We start from the raw sequence: 21,143 nt of genomic DNA, 5'->3' as shown, positions 1-21,143 counted from the left end.
AAGCGAAGCGAAAAAGTGATATTAAGAGCTATATTCGAAAAGTTGAACCAAATCAGTCCGAAGCGAATTTACCTCGGACTGATGGAGAGGATCGCTTATTTTCCCCAGACCCTTCTGAAAAGATCGGATTCCAGGATATTCTTGGGATCCAACTTCTTCTTCATTGCCTTGAACTTGTCCAGATTCTGTTTCGGCATGGATCTTCTGTAGATCTCGGGTCTAAGAGTGCTATCTTTTGCAAAATAGAATCTTCCTCCGTTCTTCAGAACGATCTCATCCATTTCCTTTGCGAGATCCCAGAGTTTTTCCTTATTCCTCTTGGTCACCGGAAAATCCATGGCCATAGAATATCCGTCCACAGCATGTGTTAAAAGAAATTTGTCCGGCCTATGCTTCTTGAACACCGCAAGCCAGTTCACGATCCCTCTCTTCTGACAGAGACTTAAGATCTCTTCGAAACCTTTGACCGCATTTTCCTTAGGGATAAAACTTTGGTACTGGATCATGGCGCCCGGCTTGTACATAAATTTCCAGTTCGGAACGTAATCCAAGAGGAAGGCGTACTCCGCATGTCCTTGCAAATAAGGCTTATTATTTCCGATAAAACCGGAGATCCATTTTCCTAGGTTCACGAATCTCATTCCCAAATTATTGCTGAACGGATACATAAAGATCCACATCCAAGCCTTAGGGATCACTCCAAGCAGAGTGTTAGGTAGGATCTGATTCTCTACTTTGCAATTTTCAGGAAAGCCGGGATCCTCTCCTTCTTTTAGATGGACCGCCTTATGGATCTGGCCTCTTCCTAAGCCCTTACCGGATGCGAAGGAATCTACCCAACCCACTAAGTAGTCGGAATGTTTGTATTCCTTCTCGAAGTAGTCGTACATCTCTTGCAGATTGGAGGTATTGACCGGCCAAACCTTCATCTTACCTGCATAAATTTTCTTTAATTTAATGGTTACAGTAAGGAAGGCACCGAGCATTCCGAATCCGGAAATCGCGGAGTAGAAAATATCGGAGTTCTTAGTCGGAGAACAAACGAACTCTTTTCCTTCCGGACTAATAAAAGTAAATTCTTGGATATGATCCCCGATCGGACCGACTGCAAAATTATTCTTTCCATGGATATTCATAGAAAGAGCTCCACCTAAGGTAGGGAACATGGTCCCACTCACTACGGGAGGCCAGAACCCTTTCTCAATGCCGAATTCCCAGAGTTGTTTGATCGTGACTCCGGACTGAGCAACCAAAATCCCCGTCTTTGGATTGAAGGAAAGGATCTTGTTGAAGTTTCGGATATCTACTACGATCCCTTTTACGTTCGTTGCCGCGTCCCCGTAACTACAACCGCCCCCTCTGAAAGCGATCTTTGCTCCTGTAGCGTTTGCATATGCAAATAAGGATTTGAAATCCTCCACGGATTCCGGCTGGAACACGTGGCTCTCCGAGAAATGGTTCATTCCCCAGGTTTCGACTTTTTGGATCGGGGTCAGTCTGGCTTCGAAAGCGCCAGTATCGAATTTGGATCCGGATTTTTTCTTCGCAGCCGGTTTGCTTGCGGTTTTCTTCTTAGCGGCAGTAGCCATTCAAAATACCTAATATTCCTTAAACGGAAAGCCTTCTGAAAATAAAGGAAGGAATGAGACGAATGATAAGGGAAACGATGGCCCAACGAGCCGGAACATAGAAGACTTCCCTACCTGCATTCACTTTTGCTAATATGACTTGAGCGGCTTCCTTTGCGGTAATAAGCCACATGAGCCCGGAAAGACCTTCCGTCATAGGCGTTTGGATCATACCCGGTTTAACGGTGACTACTTGTATTCCTTGCACTGCAAGACGATTGCGTAATGCCTCCAGATAAGTGGACATTCCCGCCTTAGACGCGTTATATACTGGATTTCCCCTTCTTCCTCTATCGCCGGCGATGGAAGAGATCCCGATGATCTTGCCTGCCTTCTTCTCTTGGAAATAAGCCGCAGCGGAGTCCAACCAGGCCACACAACCTAGAAGATTCACTTCTAACATTTCCAAGTCTTTCTGTACCGGAAATTCTTCGGGACCGACTCGATGCATGACTCCGGAAGCGTAATAGATCTCGTCCAGACCACCCAATGCCTTGACTGCCTTGGAAAATTCTCCAGGAACCTTGGAGTATTCGGTTACGTCATGTTTAACGAAAAGATTTTTTGTCTTGGAAGAAGGAGCGATCTTCTTCAATTCCTTTTCCCTGCGAGCAAACGCAGCGACTTGGTGACCTTCTGCGATTAATTGGGTTGCGATTTCCTTTCCAATACCGCTTGAAGCGCCTACAACGATGATCTTTTTAGCCATACCTACCTTTTTCGGATCGGGACCTAGTATGACAAGTCTGATTTACCCCTGAAAGAAGTTACAAATCTATCCCTTGGTCGGACCGTTGCCTTCCCTTCCATACAAGTCAAAATATTTCGGAAGAAAGATCTCCGACTTCTCCCAAACCCCAGTCTTCTTCTCCAAGATCTCGGCCGGCTTCCACTTACTCTTATAATCCATCTTAGGGTGGTTCGGAAGATACAGACCCAAATGAAATTCTAGGAACCCGTTGTTCTTAGCCCAAAGGATGGCCGATAAGATCAGAAAATTCCCGAGACTTCTTTTCTCTTCTTCCGGATCGAATACGGAGTACAATGCGGACACCGTTTCTTTTCCCAGATCTAAAAGCATCCAACCTAAAAGTCTCTCTTCCGTATGGATCTGGATCTCTCTTGAATTTCCGGAACCGTCATACATCTGCATCCTCATTGCTTGTACTAACTCTTCTTCCGAGTCTCCGTAGTAACCTTCATGCCTGGACCTTTGGTATTTGGAATACAGACTCTTCTTCTCCGAATTTATCTCAGGAGAAGAAACGGTGATCCTGAGATCTGCGTTCTTTCTCTGGATCCTCTTCTGGTTTGCATTGGGAGAAAACGTATGCAACGGGATCCTATAGCTCAAGCAATGAGAACAGTTGGGACAATCCGTCCTATAATAGAAATTTCCCGATCTTCTAAAACCGAATCTAAATAGAAAGTCCAGAACGGAAGCCGCGATCTTTTCCTTCCAAGCAAAGCCTTTGATCCTGGAAATTCTCTCCGGATAATACGAACAAGCGGAGTCAGGAGAAGTCGGAAGAGAATCCAGAAATTCAAAATAATCGATCTGCATTAGAATGGTGCCACCTGTTATTTTTCCATTGCCAAACCAAAGCCTCCGAAGGATAGGACTATCAATGGTATTCAGATTGTTTATGGATCAGTTCGTACGTTGGAGCGCTTATAAACTCGCATTCGGTTTCGCCGCTTTGAGTTATATTTTTTATTTTCTATCCCAGCCCTGGATCCAATTCGCAAGCATATTCGCAGGATTTCTCTGCCTCTTGGGAGGACTCTTCTTCCCCATACAATTCGATCGTTGGTATAGAAACACGCAATCCTTACTTTTAGGAGCGATCTCCTTTTTCGCATCTTGTCTGATCTTACTCGGATATCTTCTGGTCTGGAGACCGCTCTCCCTCGTTCTTCCTAACAAAGAGAAGAAGGACTGATCTTGAAAAAACTGGAAATCTACTGCGACGGGGCCTCCAAGGGAAATCCAGGGCCTTCTTCTATAGGAGTCGCGGTATATTCCGAGAAGGAAGAGGTCTATTCCATCTCCCGTAGGATCTCTGACGGCACCAATAATATGGCGGAATGGGCCGCTCTCGAAGCAGGCCTTCACCATTGCCTGGAACAGGGAGCCGAAGAAGTCGTGGCCTATCTGGACTCGGAGCTCGTAGTAAAACAGTTCCGGGGGGAATACAAGGTCAAATCCCCTCATTTGCAAGAAGCCAAAGAGAAGGCAAAAGCCCTCAGCTCTAAGCTGAAACAGTTCTCCATCTACCATGTTCCTAGAGAGAAGAACAAAAGAGCGGACAAGCTCGCAAACCTTGCATTCGAATCTTAGATCTTAAAAAAAGGTTTCCTAAAGAGGGAATCCACAAGACAGTTCCTTCGATGCCTTTTCCACATCGAAGCATTCTATTCGCCGTACTCAGCCTATTAGCGCTAACTCTCTGCGACTGCAAGGGAGATATCCTGAACAAGATGCTCCAATTAAAGAAAGAAGGAAAATACTTGGAGCTCGCTCTCCTCTGCAACGAGCACAAAGAGACGGAATATAAAGAGATCTGTGACCTTGCCTGGCAGGAAGCAGAGAGAAATATCGACAAGATCCTCTCCCAGCAAGCTGACCTTCCCTTTCTTAGAGTCTCCGTGGATGCGAAGACCAAAAAGCAAGTAGAAGATATACTCGCCCAAAATCCACAACTGAAAGAAAGATACCTTCCTCTTTGGAAGAAATTCGTCCAACAATGATGAACTCGGATCCGAAGGAACTCATTCGAAAGATCCCTTCTCCTTATCTGGAGGATCTACTCGAGATCACCAAGACAGTGCGTAACGCGAATGGAGAGGTCTATCTCGTAGGAGGAAGTGTACGAGATCTTCTTTTGGAAAAGATCCCCCACGAATACGATATGGCAGTCTCACTTCCACCGGAAGAAGTGCAGAAGATATTCAGAAGAACGGTTCCGACCGGGATCAAGCACGGAACAATAACCGTCCTACTCAAAGACAGATCCTATGAGCTTACGACTTTTCGAAAAGACGAAGACTATGTGGACGGACGCAGACCCGAAACGGTCACCTTCGGTGTAAGCCTGAGCGAAGACCTAAAGAGAAGGGACTTCACTATGAATGCGATCGCCCTGGATCTAGCGAACGAGAAACTTGTGGATGAACACGAAGGGATCAAAGACATACAGAATTCCCTGATCCGTACGATCGGAAATCCAATCTCACGATTTACAGAAGACGGACTTCGCCCAGTCAGAGCGATACGATTTGTCTCTATCTTAGGATTCAAGATCCATCCCGAAACGGAGAAGGCAATTTTAGAATGCAAAACCATTACACAGAAAGTTTCCCCCGAAAGGATACATGATGAATTTCTAAAGTTACTAAAAAGCAAGGACCCAAAACCATCTCTCCTTCTCCTCCGAAAATACGGGATCCTGGAATTATTCACCCAATCCAAACTATATGCAAATCTTAGGCCTTCCCAAAGCGAGAAGGGATCCTTAGACAAAAATGACGCGAGGGTTGCCGGCACTAGACTTCTCACCGAAATCGAATGGGAAGAAGAACTTTCCCATTTTGCAAACCTGGAGCCGGAACCGGATCGGACGAGGCTTGCATACTTCCTACTCACTCATTTTGCTAAAGAAGAACTGTCCGCGGAATCGACTCGGTTCTTCAAGGACCTACGTTTCTCCAACCAAAGGAGCAAGGACTCCCAGTTTTTGGCCAGGACCCTCGATTCTATCCAGGAATACTCTTCTCTGCTGAAAAATGCCTCTGCGATCCGGAAATGGGTCCTTCACCCCATTGCCCAATACTCCGGAAAGAAGGAACTCCTCACCTGGTGCCGGGAACTGGCTAGCCTCAGCCAGGCTCATCTTGGAAATTCTAACTGGCTTTCCCAAGCAGAAGAAGAATGGAAGAAGGACGCGGCGCTTCTTCTTTCGGATCTGGCGATCGATGGAAATTGGATCAGAAAGGAATTTCCGAACCTTCCCCCTCAAATGCTCGGCGAAGCATTGCGCCTCTGTTTAGAGAAGGTTCTAATGGAACCGGACTATAACTCTCAAGAGAAGCTGCAGGAACTCATTCGCTCCTCCTTCCAAAGCTAAGTAAAGAAGCACTTTTATCTAGAGATGTTAGGTGAAGTAGACCGTTCGATTTAGTATTCGGACAGTTTCTCCTTGTCGAAGATACTACAACCCCCGCCTGTTGCCCAAAAACTGTGCAAACCATAATATGTTTAAAAAATAAGCATATTGTCCCTATTAAAAATTAAGCAAATAAAACTGGTATTTTCTAAGCACCCAATTAGTGATTTAGAATCGTTTTTAAGCCGAATTTAGTCTCTTTGCTCATTTTTATTCTCTTGGCACGCTAGTTGCATATAGATCAGCATAGGAGATTTAGGAGAATGATGAGAAAAAAGACATTAAGCCTCATTGCTACCTTTACTCTGGTGACCGCCTCTTCGGTTTTTGCCCAAGCTAAGAAAGAGGTTCCAGATCAAAAGGTAACAGCGGCGCCTGCTAAGGCTGCAGAACCCGAGCCTGAAGAAAAGAAATGGTATGAAGCTGTCGATTTTTCCGGATTCGTGGATGTGTACTACATGTACAATAACAACCCACTGCAAGGAAACGCAATCGACGCGACTCACGCTTTCGAAACTAGCAACAAAAACTTCGGTGTTAACGCCGCAGCTCTTGCAATTCAAAAAACGGCCGAGAAAGGCAGTCCTTGGGGATTCCGAGTCGACTTCCAAAACGGTCAGAACAACGCGTATCAGGAAGCTCCCTATACAACTTCTAACCAGGTATACAACTACAACATGCTGAAACAAGCATACGTGAGTATGTATTTCCCGGTTTTAAAAGGGATGACATTGGATATCGGAAAGATGGCAACACATATCGGCTACGAGGTGCTTGAGTCGATGAACAACCCTAACTACACGATAGGGGCCATCTTCCAAAACACGATCCCATTCATTCACACCGGTGCTCGCTTAACTACTCAGTTTACCGATAAATGGGCTGGAACCTTTTATCTGTACAACAGTGGTGGTGGTACCGGTTACACTAGCCCTACTCCGGGCAACTTGACCAGCACGACTACGAACTCCTTCTTCGAGTCTTCGAACGAACACAAAGCGGTCGGTACTCAGTTGAAAGGAACTCTGATCGAAGATAAACTATCCCTTACCTGGAACACATTGTATTCCAGTGATGGTTTCGCTTCTGGATACACCGGAGTCGTAGATCCTAGCCAAATGTTAGTCGCTAACTATTTGGAAACAGGAAGCGTGAACGGAGCTGGAACAGTTCTTCCTACCGGTCAAAGAATGAAGTATAACAAGGATTATTGGTTCATGAACCATGCAATCTTGTCTATCACTCCGACCGACAGGATCCAAATCGACTTAGACTATACCTGGAGTGAAAAGTCCGGAGCTATGGCTAACGCGAACCTGGCTCAACAACAATACAACTCTGCGAACGTTTATACTGCAGAGACTGTTCTTGGCGGACAAGTAAACACTTCTCACAACAAGAGTAGTTACCAATCTTACGGTGTATTCTCCAAATTCAAAATTACTGAAACTTGGGGAGTGAACGTTCGTATTGAGTATTTGAACGACAAGGCGAACAACGGTCAGTTGAACACCTTCAGTATCCTTCACGGACCGAACGCAAGCAGCGGCGATCCTACTTACACCAGCGTAAACGGTGGAAACGGCTACTTGGGAGCTTACCAACAGCAGATCAACACTGCTCTTGCAGAAGCAATCAAGGCATCCAACCCGATCTTCGCTGGTTTAACGGACAACCAGATCCTTGCGGCTATCGATCCTAAGAACTACAAGAACTACTCCGGAGCAGCAGCTAACTACGGACAGTACAGAACCTTCACCGTTACCCCGGTTTGGAACTTTACTGAAAATCTATTGATCAAATTGGATTTGAGAAGAGACTGGGCAACCGGTTATCAATTCATCGACATCCATGGAGACAAGAGAAAAGACCAACTTGGTCTGACCTTAGGTGTTGTTGCTAAGTTCTAATTGAACTAGTAAAGATTTCTTTGGATATGGAAAGAGCGCTCGAAAGAGCGCTCTTTTTTTTATCTTTAAACCCCGAAAAACGAGAACTCAGAAATCCAGATCGGATTGTCCTGACATGGCCACAAGGCTCATTCTGAGTCGATGAGGAAGAAGGTTCCAGAGAGATCGAAATGCCTTACTAAAGAAACCTCTCTTGTGTGATCTCTCCAATTTGGACTTTAAATTCTCGCTCATTCCCCTGGCCCTCTAAAAGAAAGAGACGAGAAAAAGCCCATCCCATTGCAAAAGCGCTGGCCTTCTTCTTCGGTTCTTGTTCTCTCTTTTTTAAAAAGCGGCTTGGATTTTTGGAGTATCCTAGATGAATTCGGGAACACGAATTCGTCGACAGAATGGGCATAAAGATGATAGAACCAAAGTCGCCAACAAGACCAAGTGCGGCCCCCGAAAGCCCTTGTATTCTATCATCCTAGCAAGCAAAGCTATAGTTCTTAGGAAATCAAGACTCCATAAACAATAATCGCGATCCCGACCAAATTGCTGAGCACACCGATGCCGCCCAGAGCCTTTCCTAAAGGAGGATTGTCCTGGAATTCATCTTTAACTCCTTGGAGCCAATTCGCCGTATCCTTCAAGGCCAAAAACGCAGAGGATACTGCCAAGGCCCAAGCAGCAGTCAACGCAAGCGAATCGGATAGAGCCGCCGCATATCTAAATGCGATCGCAAGCCCAAGAAGCATGGCCCCCTGCATCAGAGAACCGATATGAGCCGCTTGCAAATATCTAGAAGGAAATTCCGCCTTCTTCCTAGCGAGAGCATACGGGAACCCGGTTAGGCTTCCGTATGCCAAATTCAAGACTCCTGCGATGATCAGGATTTTTTCGGAGAAATTCATGTGTCACCACCCGTTCCTTTTTTCCGGCATAGTGCATACTCTCTGGATCCTTTAAGTCAATTCCGTTTTTAGATCCTTCTTGTGATCGTGAATGAATAAAAAGGGCCGCGCTTGGCGGCCCTCAGGATCCCGATTGGATCGTTATTTTCGTTTCTTTCCGGAGAGGATCGGCTTCGATTTTTTTCCATTCCTCTTCGGGACCGGAGATTCCTCATCATCTTCATAAAGAGAGATATATGCTTCCGGATGAAGGGAAAGATCGCTGCCCGGAGCGGTTCCAGTGGAAAGAAACCCTTTCCTCTCTCCCACTACGATCAAATACAGGGACGGAAGAACGGTTAAGACCAGGAGTAAAGCGGAGAATAATCCCCCTACGATCACAGTAGCAAGCGGTCTCTGCACATCCGACCCAACCCCTGACGCAAGAGTCGCAGGGATCAGACCAAGCAACGCCAAGAGCATGGTCATGAGCATAGGGCGAAGTTGGATCACAGCTGCACGGTTTACCGCTTCCTTAATGCTGATCGTAGGCTCTTCATGAAGCAAGTGATTGGTCCTAGAGACGAATAACACGCCCGACATGGTGGCAATCCCGAAAAGGGAAATGAACCCGACACCACTGGATACGTTAAAGTAGTATCCTCGTAAGAGAAGAGCATAGATCCCTCCTACTAAGGATAGTGGCAAACAGGCAAGAGCCACATAAACGTATTTCAAATTTCTATAAAGTAAGAATAATACTCCGAAGATGATCGCCACGGTGATCGGAATTACGAGTGCAAGTTTCTTACCTACTCGCGCCAAGTTCTCATACTGACCACCGTATCTGACTTCATACCCTTCCGGAAGCTTGATCTTTTGCTGGATCTTCTTTCTCAGTTCAGTAACGAAACCGCCTTGGTCCCTTCCCCGCACGTTAGTACGAACTGTGATCGTCCTTCTTCCTTCTTGTCGGAAGATCATAGTCGGTCCGTCTTCTAAAGTAATCTTCGCTAATTGGGAGAGAGGGATCCTTTCTCCTTTTGGAGAAATGATCGGCATCGCCTCGACTGCTCTCATAGAGGCTCTATAATCCTTAGAGAATCGGACTACGATCCCGAATCTTGCCGGTGTCTTAGGAGGAACATCGGAAGGACCTTCATACAATGTGCTGATCCTCTGCATTCCGATCGCCGCTTCCACCATTTGCTGTATATCGCTTACATTGATCCCATAGCGAGCTGCTGCCTCTCGGTCAATCCGAACCGTCAACTGAGGGCTGTCTGCCTCTTGCTCAATACCGTATTCGCTCGCTCCAGGCATCTCTTTTACGATTTCCAGGATATCTTCCGCAAGACCTCTCATGATCTTCAAGTCGTTTCCGGAAACGAATACGGCTAAGTCAGCAATCGTTCCCATGATCGCTTCGGAAAGGTTGTCCATGATAGGCTGAGAAAAACTTACCCTTGCGCCCGGAAGTCCCGCTTCCAGTTCGTTTTTCATTCTTAAAAGCAATTCCTGCTTAGTGATCCTTTCCTTCCAATCATCGTAGTCTTTCAGACCAACGAGTACCTCCAAACGGTTTGGAGGAAGAGGGTCCGTTCCGTCGTCGTTCCTTCCCAGCTGAGAAAGTACTACGTTCACCTGCTCGTTCCTATAGATCATCTCTCTGATCTTAGGCATGAACTTTCTCGCCTCCGGTAGCGATATCCCTACCGGGAAGAAGATACGGAGATTGAATCCTCCCTCGTCCATCTCAGGAAGGAACTCAGTCCCGAGCTTGAGGCCGCCAACGATCAAGAGAGCCGTCACAACGCTGAAGCAGTAGATCACAACTTTCTTGGATCGATCCACTAAGAAAGATATTAACTTTTTATAACGTACTTCCAACCAACCGTAGATCGGGTTCTCCCAAGCGATCGGTCCCGGGTTTGCCGATTCAAAGTATCCTCGGAACATGTATGTCATCAGGATAGGGACTACCGTCATGGAGAAGAGTAAGGCCCCAAAGATAGCGAAAGAAATCGTGAAAGCCATCGGCTTGAATAATCTTCCCTCTATCCTTTCAAAGGAGAAGATAGGCAAATATGCGAGAATGATGATCAAAATGGAAAATAAGATCTCCGTTCCGACCTCGGAAGCAGCTTCTGCAGTGAGCTTGATGATCCCCCTACTCTTTTCCACAGGACTTGCATCCCTGTATCTTCTCATGATGTTTTCCACCATGATGACTGCCCCATCCACTACGATACCGAAGTCGATCGCGCCCAAAGATAATAAACTCGCAGGAATGCCTGTTAGATCCATGAGAAGGAAGGCAAATAAAAGTGCGAATGGAATTGTCGCGACAACGACCAACGAAGCCTTAGCGCTTCCAATAAAGAAGATCAAAACCAAACTTACAACGAAAACCCCTTCTAAGAGAGTTCTGCCGATAGTTCGTAGAGTATAGTTTACGAGATCGCTTCTATCGTAAGAAGTCCGAAGTTGCACTCCGTCCGGAAGATAATTTTCATTGATCTCCTTAACCTTAGCACGGATCCGATCTCCCATCTCGTTCGGATCGCCCCAACGTCTCATAGCGACTAGACCTTGCACGGAAGAATCCACATCCACTACATTCCCATCCACACGAACGCTATATCCCAGTACCCCGCTCGGAATAGGATGCGCGATCTCTACTGTGGCAAGATCCCGGATGAATACAGGAACCCCATTCACCGTTTTTACGACGATATTTTCTATATGCTCCGGAGTACGGATCGCACCCAATGACCGGATCGGAAATCCTTGCTCCCCTTGCAGAAGAAGGTTTCCTCCCGTATTCAAGTTATTGGCTTGGATCGCCTCAATCACGTCGTTTATCGTTAATTTATAACGTACCAATTTATCGGGAGAAGTAACTACGTGAAATTGCTTCGGAAGACCTCCGAAGGTAACCACGTCTGCGATCCCAGGAATGGAAAGCATCTTGGGCATAACGATCCAGTCTTGGATCGTTCTGAGTTCCATTGGAGTATGATTGCCGGAAGATTCTACAACGTATCTAAAGATCTCACCTACAGGAGAGCTCATCGGTCCGAGAGTCGGTTCCACTTCGTCGGGAATATCCGCATCTGCAACCCGTTCCATCAAACGCATACGAGCGAAATAATCGTCGGTACCATCTTCAAATACGAATTGAAAGACGACTAGACCGTTGATGGTCCTGGATCTACGAACCGCAACTTTCGGAATGGCATTCAAGACCCTTTCTATAGGAAGAGTGACCCTTTCCTCCACTTCTACAGCGGCCTTGCCAGGGAATTTAGCGATCAAACGGACCTGAGTGTCCGCGATGTCCGAATACGCTTCTTTTCGGATATCCGTCCAGGCCCAAACTCCCAATAATACGGCGACTAACGCCCCGATAAGTGTAGGGACCCTTAATCTAAGAACGGACTCGATTAGTTTGCTGATCACTCCGAAGACCTCGTATCGAATAGATAACCGATTTGAATAAGCAACTGAGGATTTTTATAATCCCCGGCGCCTATACCACCGCCTAATTGTAAGAAAAAGTTCCCTAAAAGAAAATCGTAAGTCAATCCAATGTATCTCTGGCTTAAATGCAATTTACGATTATCCCTACTCTGGTATTCTAGAAAGGTAGCGAGATTCGGGTTCTGTTGCGCTATATAAGAACGGATGATCGTATCTTCATAGGTAGGGTTTTTGTGCTCATAACCGGGAACGTTTACATTCGTAGGATATTGGTTCTGACCTCCGTGCCCTAGATCCGGAGAATATGGATCCACTTGGAATTGGCCGATGACTACCGAGACACTATGAGCAATCGTTGGAGTTTTCCAAAAACTAAATCCTAGGTCCGCTTGCCAACCCCACCAATGAGGCTTCCAATTCCCACCTGAAGCACGGAACACAAGGTCCTTATAATAATAACCTACATTGAAGTTGATGCTTCCCGGAGAACCTACTGTCGCTCCATACACCCAGAAATTAGTGGATTTGGGAAGTGGCTTAGAAGGATCCTCATCCTTGGTTTTCTTATCGTCTCCGAAACGGCTTTTTCTATCAGGATCGGGACTCCAGTCAGGAGTCACGTCTTGTTGCTTGGAATCGTACTTCTCTTGAGAAAATAGAGAAGAAGAACAAACAAGCAAAGCCGCGAAGATTATGCTGAGTAATCTTTTCTGCATAAGAATTAAAATCCGAAACTAAGGCCTTTCAAAAGGATCGCCCCTTCTACTACAACCTTATCTCCCCTGGTCAGTCCTTCTAAAACATTCACTCTTTCTCTTGTGGAGATCCCGAGGACTACTTCTCTGCGGAAGAATTCGTTCGGAACCTCTTCCACAAAAACGTAATTCTTACCCTCGACGGTGACTACCGAATTGAACGGGATAACCACACTTTCTCCGTTCATTTCTTCCGGGAATTGAACGGTCGCAAACATCCCGGGTTTTAATCTATGACCCTCGTTCTCGATAGCGATACGCACTTTCACGGTTCTTGTGAAAGGATCGACGTTGTCCCCAAGCGCTTCTGCAGTTCCCTTCCATTGTTGGTTCGGGAAAGAGGAGAAGGTAACGATCACTCTTTTACCATTTTTTAAATTAGTTAACTGGGATTCGGGTACGTCGGAGATGATCCAAGCTTTCTTGCTGGAGGACTTTCCAAGTTGCGCTGGGTTTAATCCAACCGCTCTCAGCTTTCCTTCGAATTCGGCGAGTTCCGCCTCATCGTTATCCGCATTCGTTTCAGCCTCGATCAGATCCTTCTCCGTAGCGACACGGTGTTTAAACATATCCTTGATACGTTCCAAATTCTTGCGGGATCGATTTAAACTGTTCTTAGAATGAATATAGCCTACGTAGAGATCGTTCAATTCCGCCGACTCGAAAAGCACGATATGCTCTCCTTCGGAAACCGAAGGAGCTGCGGTAGCGATCAATCGGGCAGGCGCTTCTACATTTACAAATTCGCCTTCTTTTCCGATCTGTGCGGTCTTAATAATATTCAATCCAGGGCTATTTTCCTTGAATTCGATGCGTTCCCCTTTATCGTGAACGATCGCTTTCTGAGGATGTACCGGATTCTTCTTGGAGTGCTTATTGAAGCCAAAGATAACGATGGAGATCGATAGAGCCGCGACTATAACGATGAGTAGGATTCTGAATTTATTTGAGGATGGTATCATTTCGAGCCCCCTTGGGTATTACCGGATTCTCCGGTAGTTTTCGAGCCTGGTATTAGCAAACCTGTTCCGACGGAGTAATTCACTCCTTCAATCGCTTCCATTCTGTCCGTTTGAAGGCGAAGCATTTCGACTATGCTAGATCGATATGTTTCGAAGAAGTCTGCAAATTCCAAAATCGATATATAACGTTTTTCATAACTAAGGATCATATCCTGTGCCAGGTCCGAGTAATCTTTGGTGTAAGTGTTCCTAAACCTACGATACAAACCGTCTTTCGCCTTGGCGGTAGCAAGAGCAACATTCACTTCGTTTTCTACTTCTAGAATGAGATTCTTCAGTTCTTGCTTTCTAACTAGAATGGATTTTTCCGCAGCCTTGATATTCCCTTGGTTTCTATCGAAGATCGGGATATTCAACTGGGCTGTAACCCCCCAATAGTTCTGGAACGCAGTTCCCCCTCTATTGTACATGGGACCGAAGGCCAGGTCCGGGATCGCGTTCGCATGTTGCAATTCTAGATTCGCTTCTTCGTATCGTAATGCTTGCACAGCCTTTTTCAGGTCCGGTCTGTATTCTCTGGCCTTACCCAGCATACTATCCAATTTCAAACCGTCGATACTCAGCTTTTCTACGAAATCAATATCCAGAACGGGAACCAGTGCTATATCTGCAGCTTTGTACGATTCTTCGTTCAAAAGAACTCGTAGATCCGCTTCCTTCTCCAGTACCTTGATCCTCAAGTCCTCTCTTTCTTTTCTTAAGAAGAATAGAAGAGCCTTAAGACGCAGAACTTCCGATTGGAGAACTGCCCTTCTCTTATAGGCAAGATCGGCAGAAGAAACAGTCTTTTCCAAAGCAGCCAAGCTGCCGTCGTAGAAAGCGATCGCTTCCCTATAATAATGAATAAAGTAGAAGGTCCTACGGAGCTTCGTGATCAACGCTCTTGCGAGATCGTAAAACTCTTGTTCGCTCATCTTTGCTGTGAGCTCTGCAACTCGGATCCTCTTATCTATCTTTCCTCCAAGAAGGAATACTTGTTGGATCTGAACGACCGTTTGTCCGGACCGGGTAAAGTCGAAATAACGTTGGGTCGGCTCTGCAAAAATACTCTGATCGATGAAGATGTTCGGATTCGCATAGAGCCCTGCTTGTTCAATTCCCGCCTTTTTAGCGTCAATATTGAACTTTGAAGCGAGCAAGAGAAGATTGTTCTTCCAAAGAAGTTCTTCCGCTTTCGCAAGTTCGATCCGGATCTGTGTCCTTTCCTTATCTTCGTTCGAGAGATTGGATACAGCTCTATTCTCTAACTGCAAAATCTCTCCGCTTCCCTGGGTCCCATTCTCGTTATTCGGAGAAGGCTGGGGCTCTTGAGAAACGGTTTGGCCTGTGGCCCAAACCAAGATTAGAAATGTTAGCACCTTTTTAATCATATATGTACGAAATTATCCCAAAAGATGATCTTTTGCTTTTGAATACTCCTGAAGTTAGAGCTCGCCCCTGAAAAGGCTTGGCTCCTCCTCGAATTTGAATGGAATTAAACGAGGCTTGGGGGTGGTAGATTCGTGAGTAGAAGAGATAGGAATTCTTTTGGTCTGATTTGCCCGTTTATGAAAACGATCTTAGAGATAAAAGAATAAGGAGTCCAAGGATTAGAAGAGACTGCTTCCGCAATGAATTCGACCGGTTTCGTGTCTCGTTCGCGGGCCTGGGTGTAGATCAAGCCTTCTGAGTCTTTCAGATCGGCTTCGATAAATACGGCGGCAGTCTTCTTATTTTGAGATAGAGCCATCTTATGGCTCTCTTCTTCCTTATCCATCCATTCCAGAGAGGAAGAAAATAGAACAAGAGCGACCTGTAGTAAAACTAGCAGAATGTAAGATATGCGCCGCACTATTATGCCACAAGAATATAGACGATTATTTCGTCAACTATTCACTATGCCAAAAGCGAAGGTCTCTCTTCGATAGAAAAACCTATTAAAGAACTGGAATTCGGCTTAACGTGCAGCAGATGGAGGAGTATGAAGCACTCTGACTACCGTTCCCTTTTGGAAATGGAGTCTTAGCTCTCTGTCCGGCCTAGATCCTTCTGCGTATTTCGTAATCGGTCTTGTATACACCCATTCCTCCATACCCGGAGCCCAATTATTGATCGTCCTCTTTTCATCCGGCTCTCCGATCATCTCTTTTACATAGATCTTATTTTGATACAAAAGAGACTTAATCAGATCCGCGCGTATCTTAAGAGAAGAAGGATCTACGGTAGGATTCGCATTCTGCCCTAAGATAGTGACATCCGCGTCCGGAATGGACTTGAGCACGAATTCCTTGCATTTCGCGTCGTCTTGGAATGTGGTCATACATTCCGCGTACAATTGCTTAGGGGTTTTCGCCTCTCTACCGCCGCTTGTATCGCCCAAGAAATAGGCGCATTGAGAGAGGAATACGAAAGAGAAGATTACTAGATATCTTGTCTTCATTTACGTTTTCTCCGACTGGTTTTTCTTTCCGAACCGCCACCGCCCGAAGCCACAGGCAAGGCTTCCGACGCCTTGTTTCTTGGCTTAGAATCGGTTAGCTCTTGGAAGCCACCTGTAATTTCCTGACCGACTTTTTTATATTCTTTCTTCTCTTCCGGCATTTGGGTCTTCTCGGTCACTTCCACTCGGATCAAGAAGCTTACGATCTCGTACTTCATGTTCTCTATGGCCTGGTCGAAGATCCTGAACCCTTGTAGTTTATATTCTACTAATGGATTCTTTTCTCCATATCCTACGGTCCAGATCCCCTCTCGGAGATGGTCCATGGAATAGAGATGCTCTTTCCAGCGATGATCCAAAATATCCAGGAAGATGTTTCTCTCTAGTAAGTTCCAAACGTCCGGTCCAATGCCGTCCGCTTTGTTCTGATAAAATTTCTGAGCGGTGTGATTCAAAGAATCGAATATCGCGAGTTGCGCATTCTTCGCCTTCTTGATCTCGTCCTGATCCACTTCCCAAGGAAGTCCGAGTCCCACGAACCATTCTTGCAGAGCTTCCCATTCCCAGTTGTTCGGGTTTCCGCTGTCGCAGGTAAGGACCACTTGCGCCTCGATGATCTCTTCTAAGAAATCCTTCACAAGAGCAGTAACATCCCCGCCTTCTAAGACCTCGTTTCTCATCTTATAGATGACGATCCTCTGGCGGTTCATCACGTCGTCGTATTCGAGTAGATGTTTACGGATATCGAAGTTATGGCCCTCTACTCTTTTCTGAGCTCGGGCAATCGCGTTAGACACCATTGGATGTTCGATTTCCTGTCCTTCCGGCATCTTCAATCTTTCCATGATGCCTGCGATCCGATCCGATCCGAAGATCCTCATTAGATCGTCTTGGAGAGAAAGATAGAATCGACTGGAACCTGGATCTCCCTGGCGACCGGACCTACCTCTTAGCTGGTTATCGATCCGTCTCGCCTCGTGCCTTTCCGTTCCCAGAATATGCAGACCGCCTGATTTAAGCACGTCCTCATGGTTCTTTCTCCAGATCTTGGCGCTTGTAAGTATTTCGTTCGCTCTAGATCTCTTACTCTGAGAATCCAGTTTTTCAGCGATCTCTCCCGCTCTATCAAAGTCTGCTCTTACTGTAGCTTCCTTGAATTCGCTGATCACCGGATCGGATTCCGTCCAGGATTCCAGACTTTCCTTAAAGAGTTGAGCTCCTCCGAGCACGATGTCCGTTCCTCGACCCGCCATGTTTGTGGCGATGGTAACAGCTCCCGGTTTTCCGGCATTTGCGATGATCTCCGCTTCCTTCTCATGGAACTTAGCGTTTAATACGTTATGCGATATTCCGGATTGAGTAAGAAGCCTCGAAAGAACTTCGGATTTTTCGATGGATATAGTTCCCACAAGCACAGGTTGCTTATTGGCCTGGCAATCCTTGATCTCGTTCAATATGGCGGTGAACTTTTCCTTCTCGGTTCTATATACTCTGTCGGCGGAATCCTTTCTCTGAACCGGAACGTTAGGAGGAATTACAATCACATCCAGATTGTAGATCTTATGGAATTCTTCCGCTTCCGTATCCGCAGTTCCCGTCATACCGGAAAGTTTTTCATACAGACGGAAATAATTTTGGAAAGTAATGCTCGCGAGAGTCTGGGATTCTCGAGCGATCGTAACCCCTTCCTTCGCTTCTAAGGCTTGGTGAAGACCGTCGGAGTATCTTCTTCCGGACATCAAGCGACCGGTGAACTCGTCTACGATAATGACTTCCCCATTTTGGACCACATAGTCCACGTCTCTTTGGAAGATCTTATGAGCTTTCAATGCCTGATGAACGTGATGCACAAGATCCACGTTCTGAGGCGCGTATAAGTTATCGATCTGAAGGATCTCTTCGACATGAGCTACACCTTTCTCAGTAAGAAGAGTGTTCTTAGCCTTCTCGTCTTTCTCGTAATCCTCGCCTTCTATCAATTTAGGAATGATGCGATCAATTCGAACATACTTGTCTGTAGATTCGTCGGAAGGTCCGGAAATAATCAGAGGAGTCCGAGCCTCATCGATCAAGATGGAGTCCACCTCGTCCACGATCGCAAAGTAATGTCCTCTTTGTACCTTATGGTCGATATGAGAGACCATGTTGTCCCTTAAATAGTCGAAACCGTACTCGTTATTCGTTCCGTAGGTAATATCCGAAGAATAAGCCGCCTTTCGTTCATCATGCTCCATATCGTGCTGGATGATACCTACGCTTAATTCCAAGAAATCGTAGATCGGCTTCATCCAGTTGGCATCCCTTCTGGCAAGATAGTCGTTCACTGTGACCAAATGAACACCCTTACCGGCAAGAGCATTCAAATAGACAGCTAACGTGGAAGTCAGGGTCTTACCCTCTCCGGTCTTCATCTCGGAGATATTTCCCCAATGAAGAGCGATCCCTCCCATGAGCTGCACATCGAAATGGCGCATGCCCAATTTCCTAAGAGCGGCCTCTCTCACAGTCGCGAATGCTTCCGGAAGAATATCGTCCAAGGTTTCCCCTTTGGCCAATCTCTCCTTGAACTTTCTAGTTTGGGAAGCCAGATCAGTGTCGCTTAACGCGCGAATGGATTCTTCCAAAGCGTTGATCTGAAGAACTATCGGAGTAAGTCGTTTCAGGTCTCTTTCGTATTTGCTTCCGAATAGGACCCTTAGAATTTTCTGTATCATGTATGCACCATCAATCGTTTCAATTCAGTATATCGCTTCGGAATCGCACCGAAGCCTTTCGTCAAAGAATATTATAAATCCAAAATCCCTTCGAATAAGGCTTTTCCGGCGTCTTCCATTTGAGACCTCAGATCTTCCGTTTCCGGTCCAGGAATCCATCCTGCTTTTTGGATAAACTCCACATGTACCTTCTTCCAGGTAGAAAGCATCGCTTCTGTTACTTCCAAATGACATTGGATGCCAAAGATCCTGTTCTCAAACTCGAACATCTGGTTCGGATAAAAGCTTCCTTGCAGCAAGCGATTCGCTCCCTTTGGAAGTTCGAATACATCCTCATGTAAATGGAATGCAGGAAAGGAAGTCTTGCCGGGAAGTTTTTTAAAAGCAGGATGAGAGGAGTTCTCTATTTTTACATCGGAGAAGCCGACTTCCGGTCCCTTCTCCCCAACATAAACCTTCGCACCGAAGGCAGAAGCGAGGATCTGAGAACCTAAACAGATCCCGATCACTTTCTTGTCCTTCATAGAGATCAGATTGGACGCGAGGTCTAACCAAGGACGAAAGAATTTCCCTTGCGCAGGATCATGTACAGTTTGCGGACCGCCCAGAAGAACTACTAGATCGAACATCTGGTGCGCACCTGGCATCAAGTGCACCCTGTGGTCGTATGCGTTCAGATAGGTAATTTTATAATTTCTTGATTCGATTGCTTCTAATAAGGTGCCTGGTCCTTCGCAATCCTTGAATCGAACGATAAGGCATCTCATGATTGACCGGCCATTCTCTTGAAGAAGATCACTTTCATATCTTTCGGGATCTTGGCAGCATCCGCCTCTTCGCTGATGGGACCTATAAAATTATAATATAGTACTAATGGCTTGGTCTTGAATAGGAGAGTTTCCGGAGTTCCGGTTACTAAGCCTTCGCTGCGAGAAATGCGAAAAGGATTCTTCATGATAATGACAGGAAGCTTGATCCCGAATTTCCTTACTTCTTCCTTCATAAGAACGGAAGCCTGCTTGAGTAACTCTTCTTCCGAAAGAGTCTCCGGATTATCAAAGAAAACTGTAGGATCTACGACCATGTACAACTTGATATGAGGATCCTTTTGCAATTCCGCATGCAGATAATTTAAAACAGGAACTTCCTTCACACAAGGAATGCAGTTCGGACCGTACACATTGAGAGCGACCCTTTCTGCTGGGATCTCGGAGATCCGGATGGGCTTTCCTTCCAAGGTAATTCCCTCAAAGGATTGCACTCCTAAATTGGATTGTTCGGAAGGAGCACAGACTGCTAGGGCAGCCGTTATAAAAAGAATGTTTAGGCGGAAGAAAATCCCTCGGAAACGAGGGTAACTAAGCCTGGAATCGGAGTTGGCCTGAGAATCCATGGGCGTTTACCAAAATCCGAGATTCCCCCTGAAATTCAAGGAATAAACGGAAGACATAAGGGATTGACAGAGAAGGGAAATCGAGAATCATGGTAGATTCTAAGGCCTCATCCCCTTCACAGGAACGAAAAATGACCCAGAATCAGAACTCAGAATTCGATATTGTTACATTAATTGAACTGGCCAAAAAAAACAAGTATGAAAGAGCCGTTGCCGGCTTCCAAATTCTGGATCGCATCGAAAGGTTAGAACTGCCTAAGAAAATAAAAGGCCGCAAACTCGCAGTCCAAGCGATGTTCGCACTCGCCAACGAAGAAGTACAATACAAATACGTAACGAAAGAAGAAAGAGCCGCTATCGAGCAAGAGAATGCGCAAGCAGGCGGAGCTACTTATTCCCAATTCAACGGACTCTTCGAAGCACCTCAAGCTCCTATCGCAGAAGAAGATATGGAAGAGGATTTCATCCCAGAAGAGGCTGCGAAACCTCTTATGGACATGGAAGATGGAGAAGAGGGAGAATCCTACGACGATGAAGAAGAGGATTCCGATGATGAGGAAGAAGAGGATGACGATCTGGACGAGGACGAAGAAGACGATTCAGATGAGGAAGAAGACGAGGACTGATCTATCTTTCAGTTAGTTCGTCAATCCGACGGTTCTATCAATCTTAAGGAGGAGTCTTCCTCCTTTTATCTACATTCCACCCAAGACCCACAAAAAGAAGGCGAGAGGATCTCTCGCCAAATTCCCTCCGATCTCCAGAAAGACGAGTTACTCGT

At 45.9% G+C, this 21,143-nt stretch carries 20 protein-coding genes; 6 read left to right on the top strand and 14 right to left on the bottom strand.

The features are described 5' to 3' along the window. Nucleotides 1–95 precede the first annotated feature (95 nt). The 3 genes from EHO57_RS02295 to EHO57_RS02285 all read right to left on the bottom strand — a co-directional run bounded on the left by EHO57_RS02295 (nt 96) and on the right by EHO57_RS02285 (nt 3,192). A complete protein-coding gene (locus tag EHO57_RS02295) occupies nt 96–1,589 on the bottom strand; it encodes an FAD-binding oxidoreductase (RefSeq protein WP_135647151.1) in 1,494 nt (497 codons plus the stop codon). 19 nt (nt 1,590–1,608) lie between these two features. Then, on the bottom strand, nt 1,609–2,337 hold the full coding sequence (locus tag EHO57_RS02290; RefSeq protein ID WP_135647150.1) for an SDR family NAD(P)-dependent oxidoreductase: 729 nt from the start codon (nt 2,335–2,337) through the stop codon (nt 1,609–1,611). A 66-nt stretch (nt 2,338–2,403) separates the two neighbouring features. After that, nucleotides 2,404–3,192 (bottom strand): arginyltransferase, encoded by a 789-nt coding sequence (locus EHO57_RS02285; protein ID WP_135647149.1) that lies wholly within the window; start codon nt 3,190–3,192, stop codon nt 2,404–2,406. Between the two features lie 64 nt (nt 3,193–3,256). On the opposite strand from EHO57_RS02285, the gene EHO57_RS02280 reads away from it, so the two are divergent. From EHO57_RS02280 to EHO57_RS02260, 5 genes are all read left to right on the top strand, one after another. Beyond that, nucleotides 3,257–3,571, top strand: a complete 315-nt coding sequence (locus EHO57_RS02280; protein WP_135647148.1) for a hypothetical protein — start codon at nt 3,257–3,259, stop codon at nt 3,569–3,571. Nucleotides 3,572–3,573: 2 nt separating this feature from the next. Beyond that, a complete protein-coding gene (locus tag EHO57_RS02275; RefSeq protein ID WP_135647147.1) occupies nt 3,574–3,969 on the top strand; it encodes a ribonuclease HI family protein in 396 nt (131 codons plus the stop codon). A gap of 50 nt (nt 3,970–4,019) precedes the next feature. Further along, nucleotides 4,020–4,379: a hypothetical protein gene (locus EHO57_RS02270; protein ID WP_246050459.1), complete on the top strand. Its 360-nt coding sequence runs from the start codon at nt 4,020–4,022 to the stop codon at nt 4,377–4,379. Then, nucleotides 4,376–5,755, top strand: coding sequence for a CCA tRNA nucleotidyltransferase (locus tag EHO57_RS02265; protein WP_135647146.1), 1,380 nt, complete (start codon nt 4,376–4,378; stop codon nt 5,753–5,755). Before EHO57_RS02270 ends, EHO57_RS02265 begins: the two co-directional genes overlap by 4 nt. Nucleotides 5,756–6,057: 302 nt before the next feature. Then, the gene (locus EHO57_RS02260) at nt 6,058–7,704 is read left to right on the top strand and encodes an outer membrane beta-barrel protein (RefSeq protein ID WP_210410068.1); all 1,647 of its coding nucleotides are present in this window, start codon (nt 6,058–6,060) and stop codon (nt 7,702–7,704) included. 87 nt (nt 7,705–7,791) lie between these two features. Here EHO57_RS02260 and EHO57_RS18745 read toward each other — a convergent pair whose 3' ends face one another. The 11 genes from EHO57_RS18745 to EHO57_RS02210 form a co-directional block, all read right to left on the bottom strand. Further along, nucleotides 7,792–7,938 (bottom strand): hypothetical protein, encoded by a 147-nt coding sequence (locus tag EHO57_RS18745; RefSeq protein WP_167882319.1) that lies wholly within the window; start codon nt 7,936–7,938, stop codon nt 7,792–7,794. A 254-nt stretch (nt 7,939–8,192) separates the two neighbouring features. Continuing rightward, nucleotides 8,193–8,597 carry a hypothetical protein gene (locus tag EHO57_RS02255; RefSeq protein WP_135647145.1) on the bottom strand — a complete coding sequence of 135 codons (405 nt, stop codon included), beginning with the start codon at nt 8,595–8,597 and terminating at the stop codon, nt 8,193–8,195. 141 nt (nt 8,598–8,738) lie between these two features. Then, nucleotides 8,739–12,038: an efflux RND transporter permease subunit gene (locus EHO57_RS02250; protein WP_135647144.1), complete on the bottom strand. Its 3,300-nt coding sequence runs from the start codon at nt 12,036–12,038 to the stop codon at nt 8,739–8,741. After that, entirely contained in the window at nt 12,035–12,775 is a 741-nt protein-coding gene (locus EHO57_RS02245) for a hypothetical protein (protein ID WP_135647143.1), read from the bottom strand. Before EHO57_RS02245 ends, EHO57_RS02250 begins: the two co-directional genes overlap by 4 nt. 5 nt (nt 12,776–12,780) lie before the next feature. After that, nucleotides 12,781–13,776 (bottom strand): efflux RND transporter periplasmic adaptor subunit, encoded by a 996-nt coding sequence (locus EHO57_RS02240; RefSeq protein WP_135647142.1) that lies wholly within the window; start codon nt 13,774–13,776, stop codon nt 12,781–12,783. Beyond that, nucleotides 13,773–15,206: a TolC family protein gene (locus tag EHO57_RS02235; protein ID WP_135647141.1), complete on the bottom strand. Its 1,434-nt coding sequence runs from the start codon at nt 15,204–15,206 to the stop codon at nt 13,773–13,775. Before EHO57_RS02235 ends, EHO57_RS02240 begins: the two co-directional genes overlap by 4 nt. Before the next feature lie 104 nt (nt 15,207–15,310). Beyond that, a complete protein-coding gene (locus EHO57_RS02230) occupies nt 15,311–15,565 on the bottom strand; it encodes a hypothetical protein (RefSeq protein ID WP_246050457.1) in 255 nt (84 codons plus the stop codon). Nucleotides 15,566–15,772: 207 nt separating this feature from the next. After that, complete coding sequence (locus EHO57_RS02225) at nt 15,773–16,255, bottom strand: hypothetical protein (protein ID WP_135647140.1); 483 nt, start codon at nt 16,253–16,255, stop codon at nt 15,773–15,775. Next, nucleotides 16,252–18,969, bottom strand: a complete 2,718-nt coding sequence (gene secA / locus EHO57_RS02220) for a preprotein translocase subunit SecA (RefSeq protein ID WP_135647139.1) — start codon at nt 18,967–18,969, stop codon at nt 16,252–16,254. Before secA ends, EHO57_RS02225 begins: the two co-directional genes overlap by 4 nt. 71 nt (nt 18,970–19,040) lie before the next feature. After that, on the bottom strand, nt 19,041–19,736 hold the full coding sequence (locus tag EHO57_RS02215; RefSeq protein ID WP_135647138.1) for a type 1 glutamine amidotransferase: 696 nt from the start codon (nt 19,734–19,736) through the stop codon (nt 19,041–19,043). Then, nucleotides 19,733–20,362 carry a TlpA family protein disulfide reductase gene (locus EHO57_RS02210; protein ID WP_135647137.1) on the bottom strand — a complete coding sequence of 210 codons (630 nt, stop codon included), beginning with the start codon at nt 20,360–20,362 and terminating at the stop codon, nt 19,733–19,735. The genes EHO57_RS02215 and EHO57_RS02210 overlap by 4 nt, the downstream gene beginning before the upstream one ends. A 131-nt stretch (nt 20,363–20,493) precedes the next feature. Between EHO57_RS02210 and EHO57_RS18870 the strand changes: the two genes are divergently transcribed. Continuing rightward, a complete protein-coding gene (locus EHO57_RS18870; protein WP_210410067.1) occupies nt 20,494–20,988 on the top strand; it encodes a DNA primase in 495 nt (164 codons plus the stop codon). Nucleotides 20,989–21,143 lie beyond the last annotated feature (155 nt).

Origin of the sequence: Leptospira langatensis (assembly GCF_004770615.1) — a bacterium.
GTDB lineage: Bacteria > Spirochaetota > Leptospiria > Leptospirales > Leptospiraceae > Leptospira_B > Leptospira_B langatensis.
This window is presented reverse-complemented; position numbering and strand designations above follow the sequence as displayed.